The organism is Pseudovibrio sp. Ad46 (assembly GCF_001623065.1).
Lineage (GTDB): Bacteria > Pseudomonadota > Alphaproteobacteria > Rhizobiales > Stappiaceae > Pseudovibrio.
This window is the reverse complement of record NZ_LMCG01000005.1, coordinates 134,318-157,042: the sequence shown is the minus strand read 5'-3', so window position 1 is coordinate 157,042 and position 22,725 is coordinate 134,318. Positions and strand designations below refer to the sequence as shown.

21 protein-coding genes and 1 tRNA gene are annotated in these 22,725 nt (G+C 51.6%); 16 read left to right on the top strand and 6 right to left on the bottom strand.

The genetic code is table 11. The annotated features are described in order from the left end of the window. The first annotated feature begins 119 nt into the window (after positions 1–119). Positions 120–740, top strand: a complete 621-nt coding sequence (locus PsAD46_RS02255) for an alpha-ketoglutarate-dependent dioxygenase AlkB (RefSeq protein WP_063306048.1) — start codon at positions 120–122, stop codon at positions 738–740. Between the two features lie 8 nt (positions 741–748). On the opposite strand, the gene PsAD46_RS02250 is transcribed toward PsAD46_RS02255, so the two are convergent. The 3 genes from PsAD46_RS02250 to ubiE all read right to left on the bottom strand — a co-directional run bounded on the left by PsAD46_RS02250 (position 749) and on the right by ubiE (position 4,104). After that, positions 749–1,411 (bottom strand): helix-turn-helix domain-containing protein, encoded by a 663-nt coding sequence (locus PsAD46_RS02250; RefSeq protein ID WP_063306047.1) that lies wholly within the window; start codon positions 1,409–1,411, stop codon positions 749–751. 299 nt (positions 1,412–1,710) lie between these two features. Further along, positions 1,711–3,294, bottom strand: a complete 1,584-nt coding sequence (ubiB, locus tag PsAD46_RS02245) for a 2-polyprenylphenol 6-hydroxylase (protein WP_057463090.1) — start codon at positions 3,292–3,294, stop codon at positions 1,711–1,713. A 6-nt stretch (positions 3,295–3,300) separates the two neighbouring features. Beyond that, positions 3,301–4,104: a bifunctional demethylmenaquinone methyltransferase/2-methoxy-6-polyprenyl-1,4-benzoquinol methylase UbiE gene (gene ubiE, locus PsAD46_RS02240; RefSeq protein WP_057463091.1), complete on the bottom strand. Its 804-nt coding sequence runs from the start codon at positions 4,102–4,104 to the stop codon at positions 3,301–3,303. Positions 4,105–4,212: 108 nt separating this feature from the next. On the opposite strand from ubiE, the gene mutM reads away from it, so the two are divergent. The 10 genes from mutM (at position 4,213) to PsAD46_RS02190 (ending at position 14,131) form a co-directional block, all read left to right on the top strand. Then, positions 4,213–5,115, top strand: coding sequence for a bifunctional DNA-formamidopyrimidine glycosylase/DNA-(apurinic or apyrimidinic site) lyase (gene mutM / locus PsAD46_RS02235; protein ID WP_063294319.1), 903 nt, complete (start codon positions 4,213–4,215; stop codon positions 5,113–5,115). A 123-nt stretch (positions 5,116–5,238) separates the two neighbouring features. Beyond that, positions 5,239–6,183, top strand: a complete 945-nt coding sequence (locus PsAD46_RS02230; RefSeq protein ID WP_063294320.1) for an L-lactate dehydrogenase — start codon at positions 5,239–5,241, stop codon at positions 6,181–6,183. A gap of 201 nt (positions 6,184–6,384) precedes the next feature. Beyond that, positions 6,385–7,812 carry an NADP-dependent phosphogluconate dehydrogenase gene (gndA, locus tag PsAD46_RS02225; protein ID WP_063306046.1) on the top strand — a complete coding sequence of 476 codons (1,428 nt, stop codon included), beginning with the start codon at positions 6,385–6,387 and terminating at the stop codon, positions 7,810–7,812. A 163-nt stretch (positions 7,813–7,975) separates the two neighbouring features. Next, positions 7,976–8,620, top strand: a complete 645-nt coding sequence (locus PsAD46_RS02220) for a GntR family transcriptional regulator (protein WP_057463095.1) — start codon at positions 7,976–7,978, stop codon at positions 8,618–8,620. A 201-nt stretch (positions 8,621–8,821) separates the two neighbouring features. Continuing rightward, on the top strand, positions 8,822–9,604 hold the full coding sequence (locus PsAD46_RS02215; RefSeq protein ID WP_063286329.1) for a DeoR/GlpR family DNA-binding transcription regulator: 783 nt from the start codon (positions 8,822–8,824) through the stop codon (positions 9,602–9,604). Beyond that, positions 9,601–10,692, top strand: a complete 1,092-nt coding sequence (locus PsAD46_RS02210; protein ID WP_063286328.1) for an ABC transporter ATP-binding protein — start codon at positions 9,601–9,603, stop codon at positions 10,690–10,692. Before PsAD46_RS02215 ends, PsAD46_RS02210 begins: the two co-directional genes overlap by 4 nt. Positions 10,693–10,753: 61 nt before the next feature. Beyond that, the gene (locus tag PsAD46_RS02205; RefSeq protein WP_063286327.1) at positions 10,754–12,043 is read left to right on the top strand and encodes an ABC transporter substrate-binding protein; all 1,290 of its coding nucleotides are present in this window, start codon (positions 10,754–10,756) and stop codon (positions 12,041–12,043) included. A gap of 77 nt (positions 12,044–12,120) precedes the next feature. Next, positions 12,121–12,999 carry a sugar ABC transporter permease gene (locus tag PsAD46_RS02200; RefSeq protein ID WP_057463099.1) on the top strand — a complete coding sequence of 293 codons (879 nt, stop codon included), beginning with the start codon at positions 12,121–12,123 and terminating at the stop codon, positions 12,997–12,999. Further along, a complete protein-coding gene (locus PsAD46_RS02195) occupies positions 12,996–13,853 on the top strand; it encodes a carbohydrate ABC transporter permease (RefSeq protein ID WP_063286326.1) in 858 nt (285 codons plus the stop codon). Before PsAD46_RS02200 ends, PsAD46_RS02195 begins: the two co-directional genes overlap by 4 nt. An 83-nt stretch (positions 13,854–13,936) precedes the next feature. After that, entirely contained in the window at positions 13,937–14,131 is a 195-nt protein-coding gene (locus tag PsAD46_RS02190; RefSeq protein WP_063286325.1) for a hypothetical protein, read from the top strand. Positions 14,132–14,170: 39 nt separating this feature from the next. On the opposite strand, the gene PsAD46_RS02185 is transcribed toward PsAD46_RS02190, so the two are convergent. Both PsAD46_RS02185 and PsAD46_RS02180 read right to left on the bottom strand, forming a co-directional pair. Beyond that, the gene (locus tag PsAD46_RS02185; protein WP_063286324.1) at positions 14,171–14,569 is read right to left on the bottom strand and encodes a hypothetical protein; all 399 of its coding nucleotides are present in this window, start codon (positions 14,567–14,569) and stop codon (positions 14,171–14,173) included. Positions 14,570–14,594: 25 nt separating this feature from the next. Then, positions 14,595–16,445 carry a glycerophosphodiester phosphodiesterase gene (locus PsAD46_RS02180; protein WP_063306045.1) on the bottom strand — a complete coding sequence of 617 codons (1,851 nt, stop codon included), beginning with the start codon at positions 16,443–16,445 and terminating at the stop codon, positions 14,595–14,597. 435 nt (positions 16,446–16,880) lie between these two features. On the opposite strand from PsAD46_RS02180, the gene PsAD46_RS02175 reads away from it, so the two are divergent. The 5 genes from PsAD46_RS02175 to PsAD46_RS02155 all read left to right on the top strand — a co-directional run bounded on the left by PsAD46_RS02175 (position 16,881) and on the right by PsAD46_RS02155 (position 22,263). Further along, positions 16,881–18,149 carry an imelysin family protein gene (locus PsAD46_RS02175; RefSeq protein ID WP_063306044.1) on the top strand — a complete coding sequence of 423 codons (1,269 nt, stop codon included), beginning with the start codon at positions 16,881–16,883 and terminating at the stop codon, positions 18,147–18,149. Positions 18,150–18,278: 129 nt separating this feature from the next. Further along, complete coding sequence (locus tag PsAD46_RS02170) at positions 18,279–19,823, top strand: di-heme oxidoredictase family protein (protein ID WP_084404308.1); 1,545 nt, start codon at positions 18,279–18,281, stop codon at positions 19,821–19,823. After that, the gene (locus PsAD46_RS02165; protein ID WP_063286321.1) at positions 19,823–20,920 is read left to right on the top strand and encodes an imelysin family protein; all 1,098 of its coding nucleotides are present in this window, start codon (positions 19,823–19,825) and stop codon (positions 20,918–20,920) included. Before PsAD46_RS02170 ends, PsAD46_RS02165 begins: the two co-directional genes overlap by 1 nt. Further along, positions 20,910–22,073 (top strand): DUF1513 domain-containing protein, encoded by a 1,164-nt coding sequence (locus PsAD46_RS02160; protein ID WP_063286485.1) that lies wholly within the window; start codon positions 20,910–20,912, stop codon positions 22,071–22,073. The genes PsAD46_RS02165 and PsAD46_RS02160 overlap by 11 nt, the downstream gene beginning before the upstream one ends. 113 nt (positions 22,074–22,186) lie before the next feature. Next, positions 22,187–22,263 (top strand) — tRNA-Arg (locus tag PsAD46_RS02155). 237 nt (positions 22,264–22,500) lie between these two features. Here the strand turns inward: PsAD46_RS02155 and PsAD46_RS28240 are convergent. Then, a complete protein-coding gene (locus PsAD46_RS28240; RefSeq protein ID WP_206599608.1) occupies positions 22,501–22,704 on the bottom strand; it encodes a hypothetical protein in 204 nt (67 codons plus the stop codon). Between the last annotated feature and the right edge of the window lie 21 nt (positions 22,705–22,725).

The following is a 22,725-nucleotide window of genomic DNA, read 5'->3' as shown; positions in this document are numbered from 1 at the left end:
CGGGAAACCACTATTTTGAGGAATATGGGTTAAATTCACTTTCGGCAAATCTCTCCAAGTTTTCCGTTTTTATAAGCAGTCTTTTCAGCAGATACGCCCGGCTTAAAAGAGATATCGAGATGCGATTGAGCGATGACTTTCCTAAAGGTTTCAAATACCTGCCCGGATACTTCTCTCTGGAGGAGCAAAAGGAACTTGTCGATACGCTCAGATATCTCGTCAAAGAAGCTCCATTGTTCACTCCCGTGATGCCACGAACAGGAAAGCCATTTTCTGTTCGGATGACCAATCTTGGAACATTGGGTTGGGTATCTGACAGGAGTGGTTATCGCTACCAGTCTCAACATCCGGAGACCGGTCAGCCCTGGCCTGTTATCCCTGAGGTCCTGCAGGCTCTTTGGAACAAGGTTGGCAACTGCCCGGCAGCGCCAGAAGCCTGCCTCGTGAATTATTATGCTGCAACAGCAAAAATGGGCATGCATCAAGACAGTGATGAAAAAACGTTTGAAGCCCCTGTTGTTTCGGTCAGTCTCGGAGACACAGCAATTTTCCGGCTCGGCGGTGTGAAGCGCGGGGGCCCGACGCAATCACTCAAGCTTAATTCAGGAGACGTTGTTGTACTCGGAGGAGAAGCGCGACTGTGCTACCACGGCATTGACCGTATCCAGGGTGGGAGCTCAAGCCTCCTTAAGGACGGAGGCAGATTAAATCTGACTCTCCGCCGCATCTCGCCATTTTAGCTAGAGCATCAGGCCTCTTCGAGCGCACCAGCCATAAAGAAGGCACGAATGCCGCTGGACACGAAACGAATAGTGCCTTCGACTATCTCGTCCTGATCCATTTCTTCATCGTAAGGGCCTTTGGAAGCTCCGGTCACAACGTAAAGCGCCTCTAACGTTGCGCTGTGCATGAGCATCATCAACAACTGAGCACGAGGTCCTGTTGGGATGTCACTCTTCGTGGCTTTTGCCAGAGCCTTTGTGATGCGAAGGATAATCCTCGGTGGCTCCCATGAGTGCATGATCTTCTGGCCGGACTCTGGATCAGAGAAGACCTGACGAATGAGAACAACAAACGGCACCAGCTTTCCGGAGTCTCTTGAGATCCCTTGTACAATCAAGGGCTCCATAAATGCTCGGGTTATCTCTTCTAGATCGGGTTCGCGCCCGCCAACTTCCAGCGCATCCAGACGCTGCATGCGCATATCGTCAATTTCGCGAAGGCGGCGCATAAAGACTGCCCTGACGAGATCATCTTTGCTGCCAAAGTGATAGTTGACTGCAGCAACATTGGCATCGGCTTTTTCGGTGATCATTCTTACAGAAGTTTCCGCAAGACCATGTTCAGCGAGCAAGCGTTCTGCGGCATCAAGTAACCGTTCACGGGTCCCCAGTTCAGAACTGTCTGGCACAGCGGCACCTCCAGGAAGATAGTTTACAATTGTTTTGAGAACTCTCTAAAGGTTTTGAGTAGACCCTTAGAAATCTCAAATACTTCTCTTAAGCTATCTTGCTTTTAGCACGTTTTGTTGAGCAACAACCCGCCTACAATTCATATCATCAATTGCAATGACTATATAAAACTTAGATAAATTTATGCAGTAACTTAGTATGATCCAATTATTTCTAGATTTATCACATATAGCCGGCTAACCAATAAAAAACGGGAGCGTAACAACTCCCGTTTTTCATAGTTTCAACTCAGAATGTCTTAGAGGTGGATGCCGTAAGCAATTGCTGAAAGAGCGATTGCAATGACCCAAAGTGCGACACGTCCAGACCGGCTATGCTTCGCTTCCGATCTGCCAATCGCATCTGCGGTTGCCTCATCGAATCTCAGGCCGTTGTTTGCCATCGACTCCAGTTGATTGGAAAACTTGCTCGCACGGTCAGCAATAATCGGCAAATCACTTGCCAGACGACCCAAAACAGTCACGCCTGTTGCTAGGTCTGTGATGCGTCCCATAGGGCCAAGGTTTCTCTGAATCCAACCGGTTACAACAGGATCAGCCGTGTTCCACATATCCAGATGCGGGTTCAGCGAGCGGGCGACACCTTCTGCCAGAACCATGTTTTTCTGTAGCAAGATCAACTGAGGCTGAGTGTGCATGTTGAACATCTCAGTCACTTCAAACAACTGTGTCAGCAAACGCGCCATTGAGATTTCACTGGCATCATGCCCATGGATCGGCTCACCAATCGCCCGAATTGCTTGCGCGAATATATTCACGTCCTGATCTGCAGGCACATACCCAGCTTCAAAATGAACTTCGGCAACTCGCAGGTAATTGCGAGTTATGAAGCCATAGAGAATTTCTGCCAGGAAGCGGCGTTCAGACAGGCCCAGGCGTCCTGTGATCCCTAAATCCACCGCTACCAGAGTTCCGTCCGGCTCAATGAAGAGATTGCCCTGATGCATATCCGCGTGGAAAAAGCCGTCACGTACCGCATGGCGCAAGAAAGTCTGGATCACTTTATTGCCTAGTTCAGCTAGGTCATGGCCAGCTTCTTCGATACCTTCGAGATTGGAAAGCTTTACACCGTCAATCCATTCCATGGTGAGTACGGAGCGAGAGGTGCGGGGCCAGTCCACACTGGGAACGCGAAAATCTTTGTCGTCCTTGCTGTTTTCACCCATTTCAGAAAGAGCTGCGGCTTCCATACGCAGGTCCATTTCCAAAATGACAGCGTGCTCATAGGTCTCAACCATCATAAGCGGACGAAGGCGGCGGCTTGCCGGACTAAAGCGTTCAGCAAGGCGCGCTGCAAGGTAAAAGCTCTTCAAGTCGCGCTTAAACCCGCGTTCAACACCCGGGCGCAGGACTTTAACAGCTACTTTTTCCAGTTCGCCATCGCGGTTTCGGAAGTACGCAGGGTGTACCTGTGCAATCGACGCTGCGGCGACTGGTTCACCAAACTCTTCAAAGTGATCTTCGACTGTTTTGCCGAGCTGTTCTTCGACTGTTTTGCGTGCGTACTGCGTCAGAAATGGTGGAACATTGTCCTGAAGTGCAGACAGTTCCTTTGCCGCTTCCTTACCAACCACATCCGGGCGTGTCGCAAGAAACTGCCCCAACTTAATGTAGGAGGGACCAAGGCGGTTCAGCGCATCTGTCAGGCGTGCTGCAGCATCTTTTTTCTCAATGCCACGACGCTCAAGCATACGTGCGACGCCAATAGCCAAGCGCGGTCCGGGAGGGAGATCTGGCAGAGAAACGAGTCCGAACACACCTTCGCGGGCCATAACATAACCCGCGAAAACCAGACGCATAAATGGCACAATATTTGCGATCATAACTGGTTAGATTTTCCAGCCGGAGTGAAGTGCAGCGATACCGCCAGTGTAGTTTCGATAGGTGACACGCTCAAAACCTGCATCACGTATCATCTGCGCAAAACGTTCCTGATTTGGAAACTTGCGGATAGATTCTACAAGATAGCTGTATGGGTCTCCGTCACCTGTCACCGCCTGCCCGATTTTTGGAATGGCGTGGAAGGAAAACAGATCATAGACCTTATCAAGTGCTGGCACGTCTACCTGTGAGAACTCAAGGCACATGAAGCGACCGCCGCGTTTAAGTACACGGTGAGCCTCTTGCAGTGCTTTTTCGATTTGTGGGACGTTACGGATACCGAATGCGATGGTGTAGGCATCGAAGTGTTTGTCCGGGAAAGGCAACTCTTCTGCGTTCCCCTGAATGAACTCGATGTTTTCTGAAAGGCCAGCAGCGCTTGCACGGTCTTTGCCGACACCCAGCATTGATCCGTTGATATCGCAAACGGTTGATTTGATTGTCCGGTTAGAACGCTCAACAACGCGAGTTGCGATGTCTCCAGTCCCACCAGCCACGTCCAGATGTCGCCATTCACGGGCGCCATTCTTTGGTGGGTTCATGCTGGACACCATCGCATCTTTCCAAAGACGATGCATTCCACCAGACATGAGGTCGTTCATCAGGTCATAGCGGGATGCCACTTTGTGGAAAACATCATCCACCAGATCCTGCTTTTCACCTTCGCGAACTGTGCGAAACCCGAAGCTAGTTGCCATTTCAGTCGGGTCTGTTACGGATGCCTGCTCAGGGGTTGAGAACTCACGCGCCATAATCAAATCACTCCATTTCGCGGGCGAACATAGTACAGCTTGTTACAAAGCGCTATTGTTGAACGTAATCTTTGCCCAGCAGCAAACCACTGTACCAACGGATATCTTATGCCTGAATTACCGGAGGTTGAAACAGTCCGTCGTGGACTAGCACCTTTTTTTGACAATGCAACAATTTGCAGAGTTGAACAACGCCGCCCTGATCTTCGTTTTCCTTTTGGCGATGATTTCGTAGATCGCCTGGAAAGTCGCAGAGTTGTTTCCTTCAGCCGCCGTGCGAAATATCTACTGCTTGATCTGGACAGCGGTGATGTTTTAGTGATGCACCTTGGCATGTCGGGTTCGTTCCGCTGGATCGAGACTGATGACCAAGAACCAACACAAACCGTTGAAATGTATCATGCAAAAGGCAAACACCCTCAGCATGACCATGTGATTTTCCATGTTCGTCCAGCTGATCAGGAGACGATCGTAAAGATCATATATAATGATCCGCGGCGCTTTGGATTTATGGTGCTCATTCCACGCAGCGAGCTGGCGACACACCCAATGTTTGTCGATATGGGGATCGAACCACTCGGCAATGAGCTGGATGGAGCCTACCTCGCCAAGCTGTTTGAGAACCGGAAGACCTCTCTGAAAGCAGCTTTGCTCAATCAGAAGTTCATTGCAGGACTGGGTAACATTTATGTGTGTGAAGCACTCTGGAGAACGGGGTTAAGTCCTTTCAACAGCGCATCCACACTTGCAGGCAAATCCGGTAAGCCGCTTAAAAAAGCCGAAGAGCTTTCCAATCACATTCGGGAAGTCTTGCAGGAAGCGATAAAATCCGGCGGTTCGTCCCTGAAGGACCACCGGCAAGCGGATGGTTCTCTCGGATATTTCCAGCACAACTTCTCTGTCTATGATCGCGAGGGGGAAGCTTGCCGAACTCCCAAGTGTGCTGGCGTCATTGAGCGGAAGGTCCAGAATGGGCGCTCAACATTCTTTTGTCCGAAATGCCAGAAGTAGACATGCGAGCTGATATGTCACGCTTGAGGGAATTGCATTCCCTAGAGCAACTGTCTAGGAGACAGGCATAATATTATAAAAGCCAGCAGGATGCCCTGCAAACGGCGAGAAAAGGATGGCCCTATGAAAATCGGTGTAGTTGGTGTTGGCGCTGTTGGAAGTACTGCAGCCTACGCCATGGCCATGAACGGTGTGGGCAACGAAATTGTGCTCGTCGATTACAATCCGAAACTCGCTATTGCCCAGGCGGAAGACATTCTTCACGCGACCCCATTTGCGCGCCCGATGAGTGTTATTGGTGGCGATTACAGTGACTTGAAGGATGCAGCAGTCGTCGTGATTGCAGCTGGTGTCAACCAGCAACCGGGAGAGACCCGGATTGAGCTATTGGCACGCAATGCTGGTGTGTTTGCAAAAGTCATTCCTGAGGTGCTGAAATATGCACCAAATGCGATCCTGATCATCGCAACCAATCCGGTTGATATCATGACTCAGGTTGCGACCGAGATTTCTGGTCTGCCGCGCAATCGCGTTATCGGCTCAGGTACAATTCTGGATACTGCACGGTTCCGTACTTTATTGGGTAAACATCTGGGCATCACACCAACCTCTGTACATGCAGATGTGCTTGGTGAGCACGGTGACAGTGAAGTGCTTGTCTGGTCTGGCGCCAAGGCAGGCAACACGCCGTTGTTTACCTTTGCCGAGCAGATCAACAAGCCAATCACTCAAGATGTTCGTGACCGTATTGACCATGGTGTTCGTTACGCTGCCTATTCGATCATCGAAGGCAAAGGGGCAACCAACTATGGCATCGGTGCTGGGCTCTCCCGTATCGTGAAGGCTATCGTGACAAATGAACACGCCGTCATCAGCCTTTCCATCGTCAATGAAGAGATTGTTGGCGTGAGGGATACAGCCCTTTCAGTGCCGCGAGTGCTGGGTGCTGATGGTATTGAAGCTACCCTCTTCCCTAGTATGGATGAGTTGGAACGCAGCCAGCTGCAAGCGTCCGCAGTGGCGTTGGAAACAGCGGCAAAAGAAGTGCTTTCCAAACACCTGAAATAGTGCTGATCCCGCAAAAGCTTTATTTCGGCAGTTTTATTAGGCTTTTGCGGAATTTTCTTATTCTCACCTTGGCAAAAACCTGTTTTTCACCTATGCCACAGACCTAGTTTCTGATGCACAAGCGCATACAATCGCCAAGTTAGCTATTGGATTAGGTTTGTTGCGCGCGTCTGTGCACCACTTGCAGCGCGGAGAGTATTGATGACACAGGCGGATATCGGCCTTGTTGGACTAGGCGTCATGGGAGCCAATCTGGCTCTTAATATCGCAGACAATGGCTTTAAAGTAGCGGTGTTCAACCGTACTGCAGAGGGAACCCAAGCTTTCATGGAGAAGGCTGGACACCTCAAAGACATGTTTATTCCCTGCTACAGCACAGAAGAGCTGGTAGCGAACATCAAAGCCCCTCGTCCTATCATTTTGATGGTTCCCGCAGGCGAGCCAGTTGATCAGCAGATTTCTGTTCTGAAAGACCATCTGACAGACGGTGACATTCTGATTGATGCAGGCAACAGCGACTTCCACGACAGTAATCGCCGCTACAAAGAATTGGCCGACACGCCATTCACCTTTGTTGGTATGGGCGTTTCTGGTGGTGCGGAAGGCGCTCGCTTCGGTCCATCAATCATGGTTGGTGCTTCTGAAGCCGCTTACGGGCGTATCGAACCTATCCTGAAAGCGATCTCAGCAAAGCACAATGATGAACCTTGTGTTGCTTTGATGGGTCCTGAAGGCGCTGGCCACTTTGTAAAAACCCTGCACAACGGCATTGAGTATGCCGACATGCAGATGATTGCTGAAGTGCACGAAGTGCTCACCGAGACCCTTCACCTAAGCATTCAGGAACAAGCCGAGATCTTCTCCAAATGGAATGAAGGCCCGCTGGCGTCTTACCTCATTGAGATCACCGCAAACGTTATGGGTGTGATTGATGAAGAGAGCGGCAAGCCAATTCTGGATGTTATTCTGGATACTGCTGGTCAAAAAGGCACTGGTCGCTGGTCCGCTGTCGAAGCGCATCTGCTTGGCGTTCCGGCAACTGGTATTGATGCAGCTGTTGCAGCGCGTTGCATGTCTGCAAGTCGCGCACTCCGTCAGGAAGTTGCAGAACTATACCCGCAGTCTGATGCAGTGCTGACTTGGGAACTCAAGCAGGAAGGCATTGATGCCTGTGAACGCGCTCTGATTGCAGGTAAAATTGCAGCCTACGCTGAAGGCTTTGCTGTGCTGGCTGCTGGCGGCAAGGAAAACGGCTGGGATCTGCCAATGGGTGACATCGCTCGCATCTGGCGTCAGGGTTGCATTATCCGCTCACGCTTCCTGGATGAAATTGCGCAGGCATATGATGAAAATCCTGACCTGAAATCTCTCTACCTGGCTCCTGCTATTGCTGAACGTATGAAAGATGCTGTTCCTGGTCTGCGCGATATGCTGAGCTTGAGCATCACCAACGGCGTGCCTACGCCTGCTCTTTCAGCAGCGCTTGGTTCGTTTGACATGATCCGTCAGAAGCGGACTGCTGCCTATGTGATTCAAGGTCAGCGCGACTTCTTCGGTCAGCATGGCTTTGAACGCACGGACAAAGAAGGCTCCGGCTTCCACGGCCCTTGGCCTGCTGGTGGCGCGTAAGCCAGATACAACTTAGGCATGCTAGTTATTAACTAGGCTGTGCTATGCCTGATTGAAATTTGATACAGAAACTGGCAGGACCCCTATGTGGCCCTGCCCGTCTTTAAGAAGGCTGGCATGTAGAAGCTACAAACTAAGCCTTTACTAATCCCGGGAATAAGATGTGACTGCCAATTCACCCAATGGAGCTGAGATTTACCGCCGTCTCATTAAAGCGATTGAGAGCCGTGAGCTGAAACCCGGCAGTCGCTTGAGAGAAGCTGAACTGGCAGAGAAATTCGGTGTCAGCCGCACACCTATCCGGGAAGGCCTGAAGCGCCTTGAGGCACAAGGGCTTGCTGTTCATGAACCGAACCGCGGCATGGTCATTCCTAGTCTGGACCATAACCAGATCAGCGAACTGTACTATCTGCGAGAAGTGCTGGAAGGAACTGCTGGTCGCCTAGCTGCGCAGCACGCCTCAAGCGCTGAGATCGAAATTCTGCAGGAAATGGTCGAGTCCGACATGCAGAACCTTGCGGATGCGGAGCGCCTGATCAAGACCAACCGTGAGTTCCATCGCCGCTTCTATCTCGCTTCCCACAACCGTTATCTGGTTGAGCAGATTGATCATATGCGCCTATCTTTGCTGCTGCTCGCGGGCACTACCCTGACGGATGATGACCGTCGTCGTCTAGCGATTGAGGAACATGCTGAGATTGTGGATGCAATTTCCAAGCGAGATTGTGACCGTGCAGACAAAGCTGCACGTCACCACATCGCAGAAGCCCATAAGGCTCGCTTAAAATTCTTCACTCAACTCACCTGAGTCTTATCAAAATCTGGATGATTTGGGGCGCGTTCTGCTAACAGGACGCGCTTTTTTGTTTAAGTGAGTCGGTATAAGTACCTAGAAAACTAGCCAAAACAAGCTTCACTTTTATTAGTCTGAGATATCACATAAGTTTCATATGAACATAGTAGACGTTCATATGAACAGCATATTTGCAGATTGAAGCAGACTTTTGTGATGGAAACAGCGCTCAGTACAAGACAATCAGAGATCATCTCTCTCGTGCGGTCCAATGGTTTCGCGAGCGTAGACTCGTTGTCGGAGCAGTTTGCGGTTACCACCCAGACGATCCGTCGAGACATAAACCGCTTGAGCGAACTGGGGCTTTTGAGACGGGTTCATGGTGGCGTCGAGGTTCCGGCAAATAGGGGCAACATCACCTACAAAGCCCGAAAGATCCTCAATTTTGAAGCAAAGAACGCGATTGGGAACTCTGTTGCAGAGTACATCGACGATGGTGCAACACTTGCTTTTTCCATCGGCACGACGCCCGAGATTGTTGCAGAAGCACTTGATACCCATGAGGGGTTGAAGATCTTCACGAACAACATGAACGTAGCCATTGCAGCACTACGGAACACTTCCAGCGAAGTTACGATTGCAGGAGGCCGATTGCGTCATGGCGACCTAGACGTTCTTGGTTCAAGCGCGGAAGGTTTCTTCAAAAACTACAAGTTCGACGTCGGCATCTTCGGCGTTGCTGGCGTGGATAGCGATGGCACCCTCCTCGACTTCAACGAGGATGAAGCCACTGCCCGTCAGGCCATTTTGGCGAACTGTCGTCAATCATTTCTTGTTCTGGACCATTCCAAGTTCGGTCGCCTCGCCCATGTTCGCGCTGGCTTTCTGACTGATGTTTCGAAGATCTTTTGCGAAGAAACTCCGCCAGCTTCAATCCTTTCAATAATTGAGAAGTCATCTGCAGAGCTCGTAATCTGCAAACAGGAGCCTACTCTATGAGCAACCTGAACCATCCAGCTCGCCTAGAACTCTCAAACCTGACCAAGTCCTGGGGAGACTCAACAGCAGTCAACAATGTCAACCTGTCCGTGAATGGTGGAAGTTTTACGGTTTTGTTGGGGCCTAGTGGATGCGGCAAATCCACGACATTGCGCTTGATTGCCGGGCTGGAAGAAGCGACTTCCGGGCAAATTACAATAGGCGGGAGAGATGTGACTTATCATTCCCCCGCCCAGCGCGATATCTCTATGGTGTTCCAAAACTATGCGCTCTTTCCGCATATCTCTGTGGCTGAAAACATTCTGTTTGGGCTCAAAGTGCGCAAAGTAGGCAGAGCGGAGCGGGATGAGCGGCTGAAGACTGCAGCTGATCTTCTCGGGATTTCTCAGTTGTTGGACCGGAAGCCATCCCAGCTCTCTGGAGGGCAGCAACAGCGGGTTGCTCTAGGCCGCGCCATCGTTTCACAAAAGCCTGTTTGCCTGATGGATGAGCCCCTCTCCAACCTTGATGCCAAGCTTCGTCAGGAGATGCGCGTAGAGCTGAGAGCACTACAGCAGCAGCTTGGGCTGACAATGGTTTATGTGACTCATGACCAGACAGAAGCCATCACCATGGCCGATCAGGTGGTGCTGATGAACAAAGGTGAGGTTGAGCAGGTTGCAACACCAAAAGTGATCTATGAGCGCCCTGCCAGCGTGTTTACAGCGCGCTTCATTGGTACTCCGCCGATGAACATTGTGGAGCTGGATAAGGTTCGTTCTGTCACCCCTGTCACGGCTCAATCCCTGCTGCCTGATGCACCAAAAGGATGTTTGCTGGGCCTGCGCCCGGAGGACATCAGATTAACTGGTGAAAACGGCGTTCCGGCCCAGGTGATAAGCCTTGAATACATGGGGGCAGATACGCTGGCTAATTGTTCTGTTGGCGGTGAAAAGCTGCTTGTTCGCGTGAAAGGCAGCACCGAATTGAGCCCGGGGCAGAACATTGGCCTGGCCTGGGATAATAAAATTCCTGCAAGTTTTCAGAGAGATACCGGCAAGCGCCGGGAAGAATTCAAGCCGGTCGAGGTGCAATTCGAGCCGGCTTGAAAAACGCGCATCAGCGCATTGGAGTGCCCCAATTACTAGGGCAATTTGAGGATATAAACCTATGAAATCCATTTTCAAGTCTTTAGGTCTGGCAGCTTCTGTTGCTGCTCTATCCCTTGGTACTGCGATCAGCGCTCATGCGGTTGATCTGCAATTCTATTTTCCTGTGGCTGTTGGCGGTACAGCTGCGACAACAATTGAAGAACTGACAGCAGAATATGCGGCTGCTCATCCTGATGTGAATATCCACGCTGTTTATGCCGGTTCTTATCAGGATACTGTATCCAAAGCACTGACCGCAGCGCGTGGCGGCAACCCTCCGCAGCTCTCTGTAATCCTGTCAGTCGACATGTTCACTCTGATCGATGAAGACGTGATCATTGCGTTTGATGATGTGGCAAACTCTGACGAAGACAAGAAGTGGCTGAACAGCTTCTATCCTGCCTTCATGGAAAACTCGCAGACTGGCGGGAAGACTTACGGTATTCCATTCCAGCGTTCCACTCCAGTTCTCTACTGGAACAAGGAAGCCTTTAAAGCGGCGGGTCTGGATCCTGAAAAAGCACCTGCAACATGGAAAGAAATGGTTTCCATGAGCCAGAAGCTGATCAAGAAAGACACTTCCGGCAACGTCACCCAGTGGGGCGTGCGCATTCCTTCCTCTGGTTTCCCATACTGGCTGTTCCAGGGCCTGACCACCGAGAATGACGCTATTCTGGCGAACGCTGAAGGGAACAAGACCAACTTTGACGATCCAAAGGTTGTTGAAGCTCTGCAGTACCTTGTCGACCTTTCTGGCAAGCATGGTGTGATGGCTCCAGGCATCATCGAATGGGGTGCTACTCCAAAGGCCTTCTTTGAAGGCAATACCGCTATGATGTGGACCTCCACTGGTAACCTGACCAACGTGCGCAACAACGCTCCGTTCGATTTCGGCGTTGCTATGTTGCCAGCCAACAAGCGTCGCGGCGCACCGACCGGTGGTGGTAACTTCTACATCTTCAAAGATTCCAGCGATGAGCAGAAAAAGGCATCTGTAGACTTCGTGAAGTGGATCACTGCTCCGAAACAGGCTGCGAAGTGGTCTATGGCGACTGGCTACGTTGCGCCGTCTCCAGCTGCTTGGGAGACTGACGAGATGAAGGCTTATGCAGCTGACTTCCCGCCAGCACTCGTTGCTCGTGAGCAGCTGAAGCACGCCGTTGCAGAACTCTCCACGTACCAGAACCAGCGCGTGACCCGTGTCTTCAACGACGCCCTGCACGCTGCAATCACCGGTAAGAAAACACCGGAAGAAGCCCTGAAAAGTGCCCAAGCAGAAGCGGACCGTATTCTTTCTGAGTACCGCTAAACCACATTGATTTCGCATGACCCAGCGAGGCGCAGCCGTTCTATGCCTCGCTCCAGCATTTTCCAAGAGGTTGCCCGATGACCAGACGTATGCAGTGGATTTACGCGTGGCTTTTGCTCACTCCAGCAATGGTGATGTTGTTCGCGTTTACCCACTTCCCGGCCATCACCACTATCATCAATAGCTTCTTCTCCACTCCGCGTGGGCGCAGGCCAGCTAAGTTTGTTGGATTGCAGAACTATGAGGAGTTGATGGCGGACCCAACCTTCTGGAAAGTGCTGGTCAATAACCTTTGGTATGCGATGGCAACCATTCCAGCTTCTATCGGCATCTCCCTGCTGATGGCCATCTGGGTGAATGACAAGCTCAAGGGACGTAGCCTTGTACGCATGTCGTTCTTTGCGCCGACCGTGTTGCCTTTGATCGCGGTCGCAAATATCTGGCTGTTCTTTTATACACCGGGCTTTGGGTTGATCGACCAGATCCGCATGGGCGTCTTCGGGCTTCCCGAGAACTCATGGCTGGGCCAGCAGGAAACAGTGCTGATTTGCATGATGGTTGTGACTATCTGGAAAGAAGCCGGGTTCTTCATGATCTTCTATCTGGCAGCACTACAAGCTATTCCACCCTCCTACAAAGAAGCTGCTGATATTGAAGGGGCAAGTCGTTGGACCTTCTTCTGGAAAATCACATGGCCTTTGCTTATGCCAACAACTTTGTTCGTATCTATCAACGCTGTTATCAATTCTTTCCGTCTGGTGGATCACATCTTCACCATGACAGGCGGAGGGCCAGATAACGCATCGTCTTTGCTGCTCTTTTATATTTACGAGGTCGCCTTCAAGTACTGGCAAACCTCTTATGCCGCCACGCTGACTGTCGTGATGCTGGCGCTTCTTTCGATCATTGCGATCGGCCAATTCTTCTTCATGGATCGTCGGGTGCACTACAGATGAGCGACTTATCTCTTTCCAACACTGTTGAAGCAACACGTCCACGCCAGTTCGATTTTGACCGTGCTCTCAACACGTTCGGAGCATGGACACTGGCGATCTTATGGGCCCTGCCTCTGCTCTATGCGATCTGGACTGCATTCCATCCAGCAGCTTATGAAGCCAACTTCGAGTTGTTTGCACCGCTCACTTTGGAGAACTTCACTAAAGCCTGGTCAGCAGCTCCATTTGCTCAGTACTTCCTGAACACGGCCATGCTGGTGACGATCATTTTGATAGCGCAGTTTGTTTTGGGCACTCTGGCAGCTTATGCCTTTGCACGCTTTGAGTTTCCCGGCTCAAATATCCTATTCACTCTGGTGCTTTTACAGCTGCTTGTGATGCCGGATATCCTGATTGTCGAGAATTACAAGATGATCCGAAACCTTGGCCTGATAGACACCATCGTAGCAATTGGCTTGCCCTATATGGCATCTGGGTTCGGAATCTTTCTTCTGCGACAGACATTTAAGACTATTCCGCGAGAGTTAGATGAAGCCGCACGCGTTGAGGGCGCCGGACCTTTAATAGTGCTCTGGAAGGTTTACGTGCCGCTGGCAATTCCGACCTACCTCGCTTACGGGCTTGTTTCAGTCAGCCACCACTGGAACAATTTCCTCTGGCCTCTGATTATCACCAACTCGGTAGAGACGCGTCCCGTCACTGTTGGACTTTCTATCTTTGCTGCGGTTGATGGAGGTGTGGAGTGGAGCGTTATCAACGCAGCAACGCTCATGACATCAGGTCCGCTGTTGATCGCTTTCCTGCTGTTTCAGAGACAATTTGTGCAGAGCTTCATGCGCGCAGGGATTAAGTAGGGAAATCGTAATTCTTACCCCTCAAATTTAAGTGAAATAGGTGACCTTTAAGGAGGTTCACGACAGTTTTTTGAGGGGAATGAATGAAACTTACCGCGATAACAGCCAGTATCTTTACAGTATTACTCGGAATTTCTGGGTGTGCCGTGGTTTCAGTCGGGGGAGCTGCGGTCTCTGTTGCTACAACTGCAGTAACAACAACTGCAAAGGTTGGAACAAGTGTCGTAGGAGGAGCGGTGGATCTTGCTATTCCGGACGATAACGAAGATGATGAGTAATAGGCCTGTTACTTCAGGTAGATAGCGTAGTATTTCAGATTAATCTACGCTAACGGTATCAGTACTCGCCAAAACCACTTCTATTGCGCGATGTAACTCGGACATTTGATCTTCATCGAGAACTTCAACGAGCTCACTGCGCGTTTCGACATCCAGTTGCTCAAGTGAAAACTTGTCAGCAGGAAGCTCCACGAGAGGTTCTGCACTGGCAGAAATCGGCAGAATTGGGCTATCCAGGCGCTCTGCTTTGACACGAGCATCTTCCAAAATGACATGCACGAGGCCACGGCGGTCGTCAGGGAGGTTAACCTCGGCAACAATCGCATTGACAGTGTCGCGGTCTCCCAGCAGCAATACTGGCGGCTTGGAAGTCGCAGAATTGGTCATCGAGAGGGCAGTCAGCAACGCGCCCATAAACACTACTAGAAGATACGGCATATACTAGATTCTTACGGTCTAAGTGTCAGTTCAAGCTCAGATTATACAGGACAGAAGTATGAAGTAATAACCGCTCGAACTGGTTCATTTCTTTATATTCTTCCAAGGTGTTACGCGCCAGTGCAGGATCATCCGTGATAATTCCATCTACGCCCATGGAGATGTAGCGCAACATGGTAGACGGATTGTTAACCGTCCAGACGAAAACCTGCTTACCGGTCTCTTGTGTTCTTCTAATGAAGTTCAAAGAGGCGGAGGCGGAGGAGACGGCTACGAAGTTTCCTTTGAGTTCGGAGAAATTACCGATAGATGTGGCGGTAAGAAGGCCGATGTTCCAATTTGGTTCTAATTTTCGCATTCTTGTGAGGGCTGATCGCTCTAACGACATGATTGCTATGTCGTTTTCCATGTTAGCCTGCGTGATGATGCGTGCGACCTCATTTTCGAGGTGTTCGTTGCGGCTGCGGGGATAATATTTGAGCTCGATGAGGAGAACTGCCTTCCCCCTCACAATCTCAAGCGCCTCGCGAAGCGTTGGGACGCGTTCACCCTGAAACTCCATCCCAAACCATCCGCCCACATCGAGAGCCTGGATTTCCTCCAGTGTCAGGTCCCAGACATTGGCTGGCTTGCTGATGAGGCGCATGAAGTCGCTGTCGTGGGCGATGACCACGGAGCCGTCTGCGGCTTCCTGAACATCGACTTCAATCCAGTCGGCTTTGTCCTCAATTGCTCGCTCCAGTGCTGCTATGGTGTTTTCCGGCGCATGCGCGGAGGCCCCGCGGTGGGCGATGATCAGGACATCTTTTTGCGGCAGATCGGCTGAGACCCAATACGTCCCTGTCAGCACCACGATGGTTCCGACCACTCCAATGAGAGCGGCAAGGCGCATAGGTGTCAGTGGGTTGGCCCACTTACTCTCCAGCTTTGGCGTATGCGGCACCTCAGAGAACGTGTGCCCCTTTCCATCGGCAACGAACAAAGCTGCCTTGAAAAGCAACGCCATAGTGCCAGACATCACGCCACTGATCAGTGTATTGCCGACCAACAGAAGCACGACGAGACTGCCCAGGATCGCTGCCAATGTCTCGGGGGAGCTCTCCCCAAACGAAATGGCGTAGGAGCCGATCAGTTCCAGCGAGATCAGGAAGAACGCATGGATGAGGATGTCCAGAAGTAACCACAGCGAGACGGCACCTGCAAAGACAGGACGGAGGCCACGCGAGAGGAACCGGGCCCGCGAAAAAGCGGAGCCAACAGGATGATCTCTCAGCACCACCAGCGGCAAAGACAGCCCCCAGACGAGGATCGCGTAGAGTGGCATAACGATAACCAGTGCCACCCCAATTCCGATGAAGAAGGCAGCCATCCAGAACTCAACGGGTTGAAACTGGAGGTAGTAGCTGAAGTCATGTTCTTGCAAAAAGATTAGTATACTCAGTGCGATAATGACAAGACCCGGGATCATTGCCATCACTAAGCGTTGTGTCAGCCGCCATGTAAACATACCAAGGCGGGGGAACATGCTGAGCGTTGAAAACAGGGCATTACGTGCAGCAGGGAACGCGCTTTCCTGCCTATCCAGCACCGCGAGCAGAGCGACCTGCTCAAGCAGTGCCATGGCGATGAAGACGACGACAAAGAAGAACGCACCGAGCAGCCCAATCGGCGACAGAAAGAAAGACGCGATCTCATAATCGGCCAGCACCGCATTGCCGGAAAGGCCAATAACGAAGTTGCCGATACCAGCAACAATAGGTGTGATTGCAACTGCACCGAGAAAAACAAAGGCATAGTGAACCAGCAGCAAGCGAAATGCGTTTGCTTTCCAGCCACGAAGTATCAATTGAGCAAGCGTGTTTAATCGAGCTGCCATACCCTGTTCTTATCGTTGTTGGTGCAGACAGACTGGCTGATTGATGCCAATTAAATGCAATGTACCTGAAGAAGGTTCCGTAAGAGCGCATAGGTGCTGCGAAGTCAAGATATGCCAAACAAACGGTAACAGTTGAGCGGGGGATTCGCGTATTTTCCCAATATTATCCCATTTATTTATGCGAATGATTTGCAACTGCAAAAGTGCAGAAAAGCTTTTAATGACAATAAGTTGCAACTGAAACTCATATTTAGAAATACTCTAAACTACTGAAAGTGCACGTTTTTAAACTTGACAACAATAGTCAGGAATATGAAATAGCCGCAGTTTTCTCACGCTTTAGGGCGTGACAACATTTGGCAAACTGAATTCGTGCAGCCCGGATTTTCCGCTCGCAGCGCGAGGCGAATTCACTGCACATTTAAGGGGATTACAATGAGCTTTATCCGTGGCGCTTTGCTCGGTACTGTAGCACTCGGCAGCCTTTCTACTGTTGCTGTCGCTGCAACTCCTTCTGACGTTCTTGCAACCTACGGCGACATCGCCCAGGCAGCGTTTGAAGACTCTCTGACAACTGCGAAGACCCTTCAGGGTGCAGTGGACGCGCTTGTCGCAGAGCCAACTGAAGACAACCTGAAGGCCGCACGCCGCGCATGGATTGCAGCTCGTAACCCATACCAGCAGACAGAAGTTTACCGCTTTGGTAACGCGATCGTTGATGACTGGGAAGGCAAGGTCAACGCCTGGCCGCTTGACGAGGGTCTGATCGACTACGTTGATGGTGCTTACGGCAATGAGTCCGAAGAGAACCCTTTTTACGCAGCGAACATCATTGCAAACACTAAATTGACTGTTGCTGGCGAAGAAATCGACGCCACTGAAATCACACCTGCACTGCTTGCTGAGCAGCTTCAGGAAGCTGGTGAAGTGGAAGCAAACGTTGCGACCGGTTACCACGCAATTGAATTCCTGCTGTGGGGACAAGATTTGAACGGAACGGGGAAAGGTGCTGGCAACCGTCCTGCTTCTGACTTCGACACTGCAAATTGCACCGGCGGCAACTGTGAGCGCCGTGCAGACTACCTTCAGGCTGCAACGAAGCTGCTTATCACCGATCTGGAAGAGATGGTCGCAGCATGGAAAGCCGACGGCGCAGCACGTAAAGAGCTGGCTGACAAAGGCGAAGCTGCAGGCATCGCAACCATCCTGACCGGCATGGGTTCCCTGTCTTACGGTGAACTGGCTGGTGAGCGCATGAAGCTCGGCCTGATGCTGAACGATCCTGAAGAAGAGCATGATTGCTTCTCTGACAACACCCATATGTCCCACTACAACGACGTGGTTGGCATCAACAACGTATTCCAGGGTAAATACACCCGCGTTGATGGTTCTGTTGTTGAGGGTACTTCCCTTAAGGACTTGCTTGCAAAGGCAGATTCCGCTGTTTCAACTGAGCTGGAAGGCAAGCTGAATGCTTCCCTCGGCACCTTTACAGCCATGAAAACCCGCGCTGAAACCACTGAATCCTACGACCAGATGATTGGTGAAGGAAACACAGAGGGTAACGCAGTGGTACAGGCTGCTATCGATAGCCTGGTTGACCAGACATCTTCCATTCAGCGTGCTGTTCAGGTGCTGAAGCTGGAAAATATTGCATTCGAAGGCTCCGACAGCCTCGACAACCCTTCTGCAGTATTCGAATAAGATATCCAGTCCCGCACGAGACACCTCGTGCGGGACTTATCCCCCTCGCCTTTTGTTTGCGTTGTTATGTGCGTTCATTTGCGTGTTTTAGCGTTTTTGCGAAGGCCTATGTAAATACAGGCACCCGTTATGCCAGGAATGGTTCCAGCCACACTTCGCCGTCGTGCAGGAGTGATAGCCACTACCGCCGCTTTTACCAGCTTCCTCATTCCCGCCGCTTCTGCTGTTGATCTGAACCAGCGTACCGATCTCAGTGACGGGGATAAAGCGAAAGTCAGCCGGGTTTTGAAGGCACCGACAGATTTCTCCAAAGCTGAAAATTTTGAGTTGATGCAAGCGGGAAAAACAACGACCCGGAAGCCTCTCAATCGCGCTGTCTTTACCTACCCAAGTGCCAACCTCCCTTTCGAGCAGCATCAGGACTTCCGTCTGGGTGAGAGCCTGTTCCAGAAATTCTGGGTGTCGACCCCGAGTTCTACACGCGCCTCTGACGGACTTGGGCCGTTGTTTAATGCCCGCGCCTGCGAAAGCTGTCACCCGAAAGCAGGGCGCGGTCGCCCGCCGGTTGATGACGAACGCCCAGTTTCCATTTTCATGCGCCTCTCAGTTGCCCCTTCCACGCCGGAAGAGCGGGCTCTGATTGAGAGCGGTGAAGTGCCTCTCCTTCCCGAGCCGACCTATGGTGGCCAGCTGCAGAACTTTGGCGTGCCGGGCGTGCCCGGAGAAGGTGAGATGAAGATCACCTATGAAGAGATCAAGATTGATCTTTCTGAAGGTGAGACTGCCTCTTTACGCAAGCCGACCTACACCATTGAGAATCTGGCTTATGGACCGATGTCTGAACATGCGCTGATTTCGGCTCGTGTTGCGCCGCCAATGATTGGCCTTGGCCTGCTGGAAGCGATTGCAGACACTGACATCACCTCTCAGGCTGATCCGGAGGATGCTGACGGTGATGGCATTTCTGGCCGTGTAAGCTGGGTGAACCCTGCTGACCCTGACACCAAGCAGGTTGGCCGCTTTGGCTGGAAAGCCTTGAACGCGACCGTGCAATCTCAATCTGCTGGCGCATTTGCAGGCGATATCGGCATTTCGACACCGTATGACCTGCGCAATTATGGAGACTGCACCGAAGCTCAGACTGCGTGCTTTGAGCAAGCACATGGCGAGCAGGCGCATCTTGGTGTTTCTGAGGCGCCAGACCCGGTTCTGGACCTTGTGGTGTTCTATTCTCAAAACCTTGCCGTGCCAGCGCGTCGTAATGCAAATGACGCCCAAGTGCTTGCTGGTAAAAAGGTATTTTACGAGACAGGCTGTGCAAGCTGCCATACGCCTAAATATGTCACCAGCCGCACTGCTGAAAACCCGGAGCATCAGTTCCAGCTGATCTGGCCTTATACAGACCTGCTGTTGCACGATATGGGCGAAGGTTTGTCTGATGGTCGTCCAACAGGTTCTGCCAGCGGAAATGAATGGAAAACACCGCCGCTTTGGGGTATTGGACTGACAGAAACTGTCAATAATCACAGGTTCTTCCTGCACGATGGACGTGCACGTGGCCTGCTGGAAGCTGTGCTGTGGCACGGCGGTGAAGCAGACGCTGCCAAAACCCGTGTAGTTGAAATGCCTGCTAAGGATCGAGCTAATCTGATCCGGTTCCTGGAGTCTCTTTGATGCAGTTTAAGCGTGCTGTCACTCTCAGCCTGGCCGTTGCCTCGGCAATTGTTGTCTCTACGCCCTCTTTTGCGGCTGATACCACTGACTATGCTCAGTTCCCGCGCTCCAGCGTAGTGCAGTATATTCGCCCGGCGACCAAACAGCTTGTCAGCGCGCTAAGCGACCTTGAGAAACGGACTGGTGATTTGTGCACCAGTTCCACGACTGAAAGCACCACTGCCTTTAACGAGGCTTTCAGCAAATCCGTCGCCGCACTCGCTGGCGTTGACTTTTTACGCTATGGGCCAATGGCGCAGGACAACCTTGCTCAGCGCCTCGCCTTTTTGCCGGACAGTCGCGGTGTGGTGCGGCGCCAGATCAACAAGGTGGTTGCCAAGCAGAACCCTACCGTTCGCGATCCCGCTTCCCTTTCTGTCAAAAGCGTTGCCTTGCAAGGGCTGACTGCTCTTGAACGCATCTCTTATGCCAGTGATGGCACTTTGACGCTTGGTTCTGGCAAGGACGCTGTTTACCTTTGCGATTATGCCGAGAGCATCAGCATCAATCTGGTTGGTGCCGGATTGGAGCTTGAAGCCGAATGGGCTGATCCTGACGGTTTTTCCAAGGTGCTTCTGGAGCCAACCAAAGGTGGCGGTGTGGTGCACACCCACAAAGAAGCTGCGGAGATGGTGTTCAATGCCATCACCACGGGTCTGATTGTCGACAAAGATCAGTATCTGCTTGTTGTGCTTGGCAAGACTGAGAAGAAGGCCAATCCGAAGAAAGCTCCATTTGCCCGCAGCGGTAATGCTGTCACTTACCTTTCAGCCAGCCTTGCGGGTTTGCAAGGCGCTTTGAATGCAGGTGGCTACGCAAAGGTGCTGGAAGACGAGCAGGACTGGGTAGAAAGCTCGCTGAACTTTGAATTTACCAATGCGCAGCGTGTGCTTGCGAACTTGCCAAAACCACTTCAGGACACTGGCAAAGAGCCAGAGGTGCGCGAGCAACTGCGTTATCTCATCACCATTATCGATGGCATCAAGATTGTGATGGCAGAAGACCTTGCTGGCTATGTTGGCCTTGCAGGAGGCTTTAATGCGCTTGATGGCGACTAAGCCCCTTGCTCTGAGCAGACGGCAGTTTTTAACCGGCCTTGCTGCCTCTGGTATTGCCTTAAGTGCCAGCAGTTCTCTGGCTTTTGCCAATGGCCTGCCTTTTACTGAGGCCGCAGACCTGCAACTGTTTGCCAGTGCTTTGCGTACACCAACGGGCAGTTATGCTCTTGCTGTGTTTAGCGAAGATGGCGAGGTGCTGTACCAGACAGCGTTGCCGGATCGCGGGCATGCCATTTCCTTTGACCGCAACTCTATGCGCCTGCTGTCCTTCGCACGGCGGCCCGAGACCTTTGCGGTGCTTGCGGACCTGACGGGTGCGCGAGAGCCGGTTGTTTTCACATCACCAGAAGATCGTCATTTCTATGGGCACGGGGTATTCTCCCCCGATGGCCGTTTGGCTTATGCGCCGGAAAATGACTTTGCCAACGTGCGCGGTGTGATCGGCGTTTATGATGTTTCCGGTGACCAGCCAAAGCGGATTGGCGAGTTCGAGAGCTATGGCGTTGGTCCGCATGATTTGCTGATGTCTCCGGACGGCTCGCAGCTTGTTGTTGCCAATGGCGGGATTGAAACTCACCCGGACATGGGCCGCGAAAAGCTGAATCTGGACACGATGAAGCCCACTATCGCTTTCATCAACACAGCAACAGGTGATCTGCTTGCCAAACAGGCTTTGAGCACAGACCTGCACCAGCTCTCCCTGCGCCACATGAGCTTTGACGGCAATGGCGATGTATGGGTCGGCGGACAGTTTCAGGGCGCGAAAGACGCAACGCCTCCACTAATGGTGCATCTGGGGCTCGACAAGCCTGCAAAAGCGCTGGAAATGCCGTTGGAGATCACAAAAGGCCTGCAAAACTACATTGGCAGCGTAGAGATGAACCGCTCCGGCGACGTAATCGCAGCCTCCTGCCCACGCGGCGGCAAAATCCTCTACTGGGATGTGGCACAGCGCTCCTTCATCGGCTACCACCAGCTCGCAGACGGCTGCGGTGTGGCCCCGCTGGACGAGGAAAGCTTTGCGATGACTGACGGAAACGGCGCCATCAGCTTTGGCGGAACCGAGGATGGTGTGGCCCGGACCATCAGCCAGAGCGCTGGCGTCAGCTGGGATAACCACCTGACACCACTGGGTATCTTGCAGGAGGCATAAGCTCTCCCCACGCCTTTCCACATTTTCGAGGGTTGTTGTAATTGGCGCATTGCAGCGCGGCTTAGGATCGGGTAAAGACTACAACATCTCAAGGGCACCCACGCCCGACACAGGCACCCGTAGCTCAGTTGGATAGAGCGCTGCCCTCCGAAGGCAGAGGCCATAGGTTCGAATCCTATCGGGTGCACCATATTTTTCAATGACTTAGATAGATTTGTATGACTGTGGATTTCGGCAAAGGAACCACGCACAGGTAGTTCATGTGATTTGGTAACTCACCAAATAGGATCAATCGTCCTCTAAATTTTTGGCAGGTTGAGACCAGCCGCCTTCAGGCGGTTTACGATATTCTTCATCTTGTTGAACTCAGTTCCATAAGATTTTTTTATGCCCACGCTATGAGCAAACTCCTTACCCGTCACATGTTCTAGCTCTTCAGCATATTAAGTGACTGAAGATGTATCTCCGCAGCTCTGCCTCCTTCAGGAGCCGCATCAATGGCTTGCCGGACTGCATTAAAGATCTTGGATTTATCAGCCATATCTAATGCCTCAACATTCCATTGATGAAAACGAATAGGACACTCTGAAAGAATGATAAATTTCATTCTCAGAGCATCATAACGTTTCATTTTGCAACTAACTGCAAAATA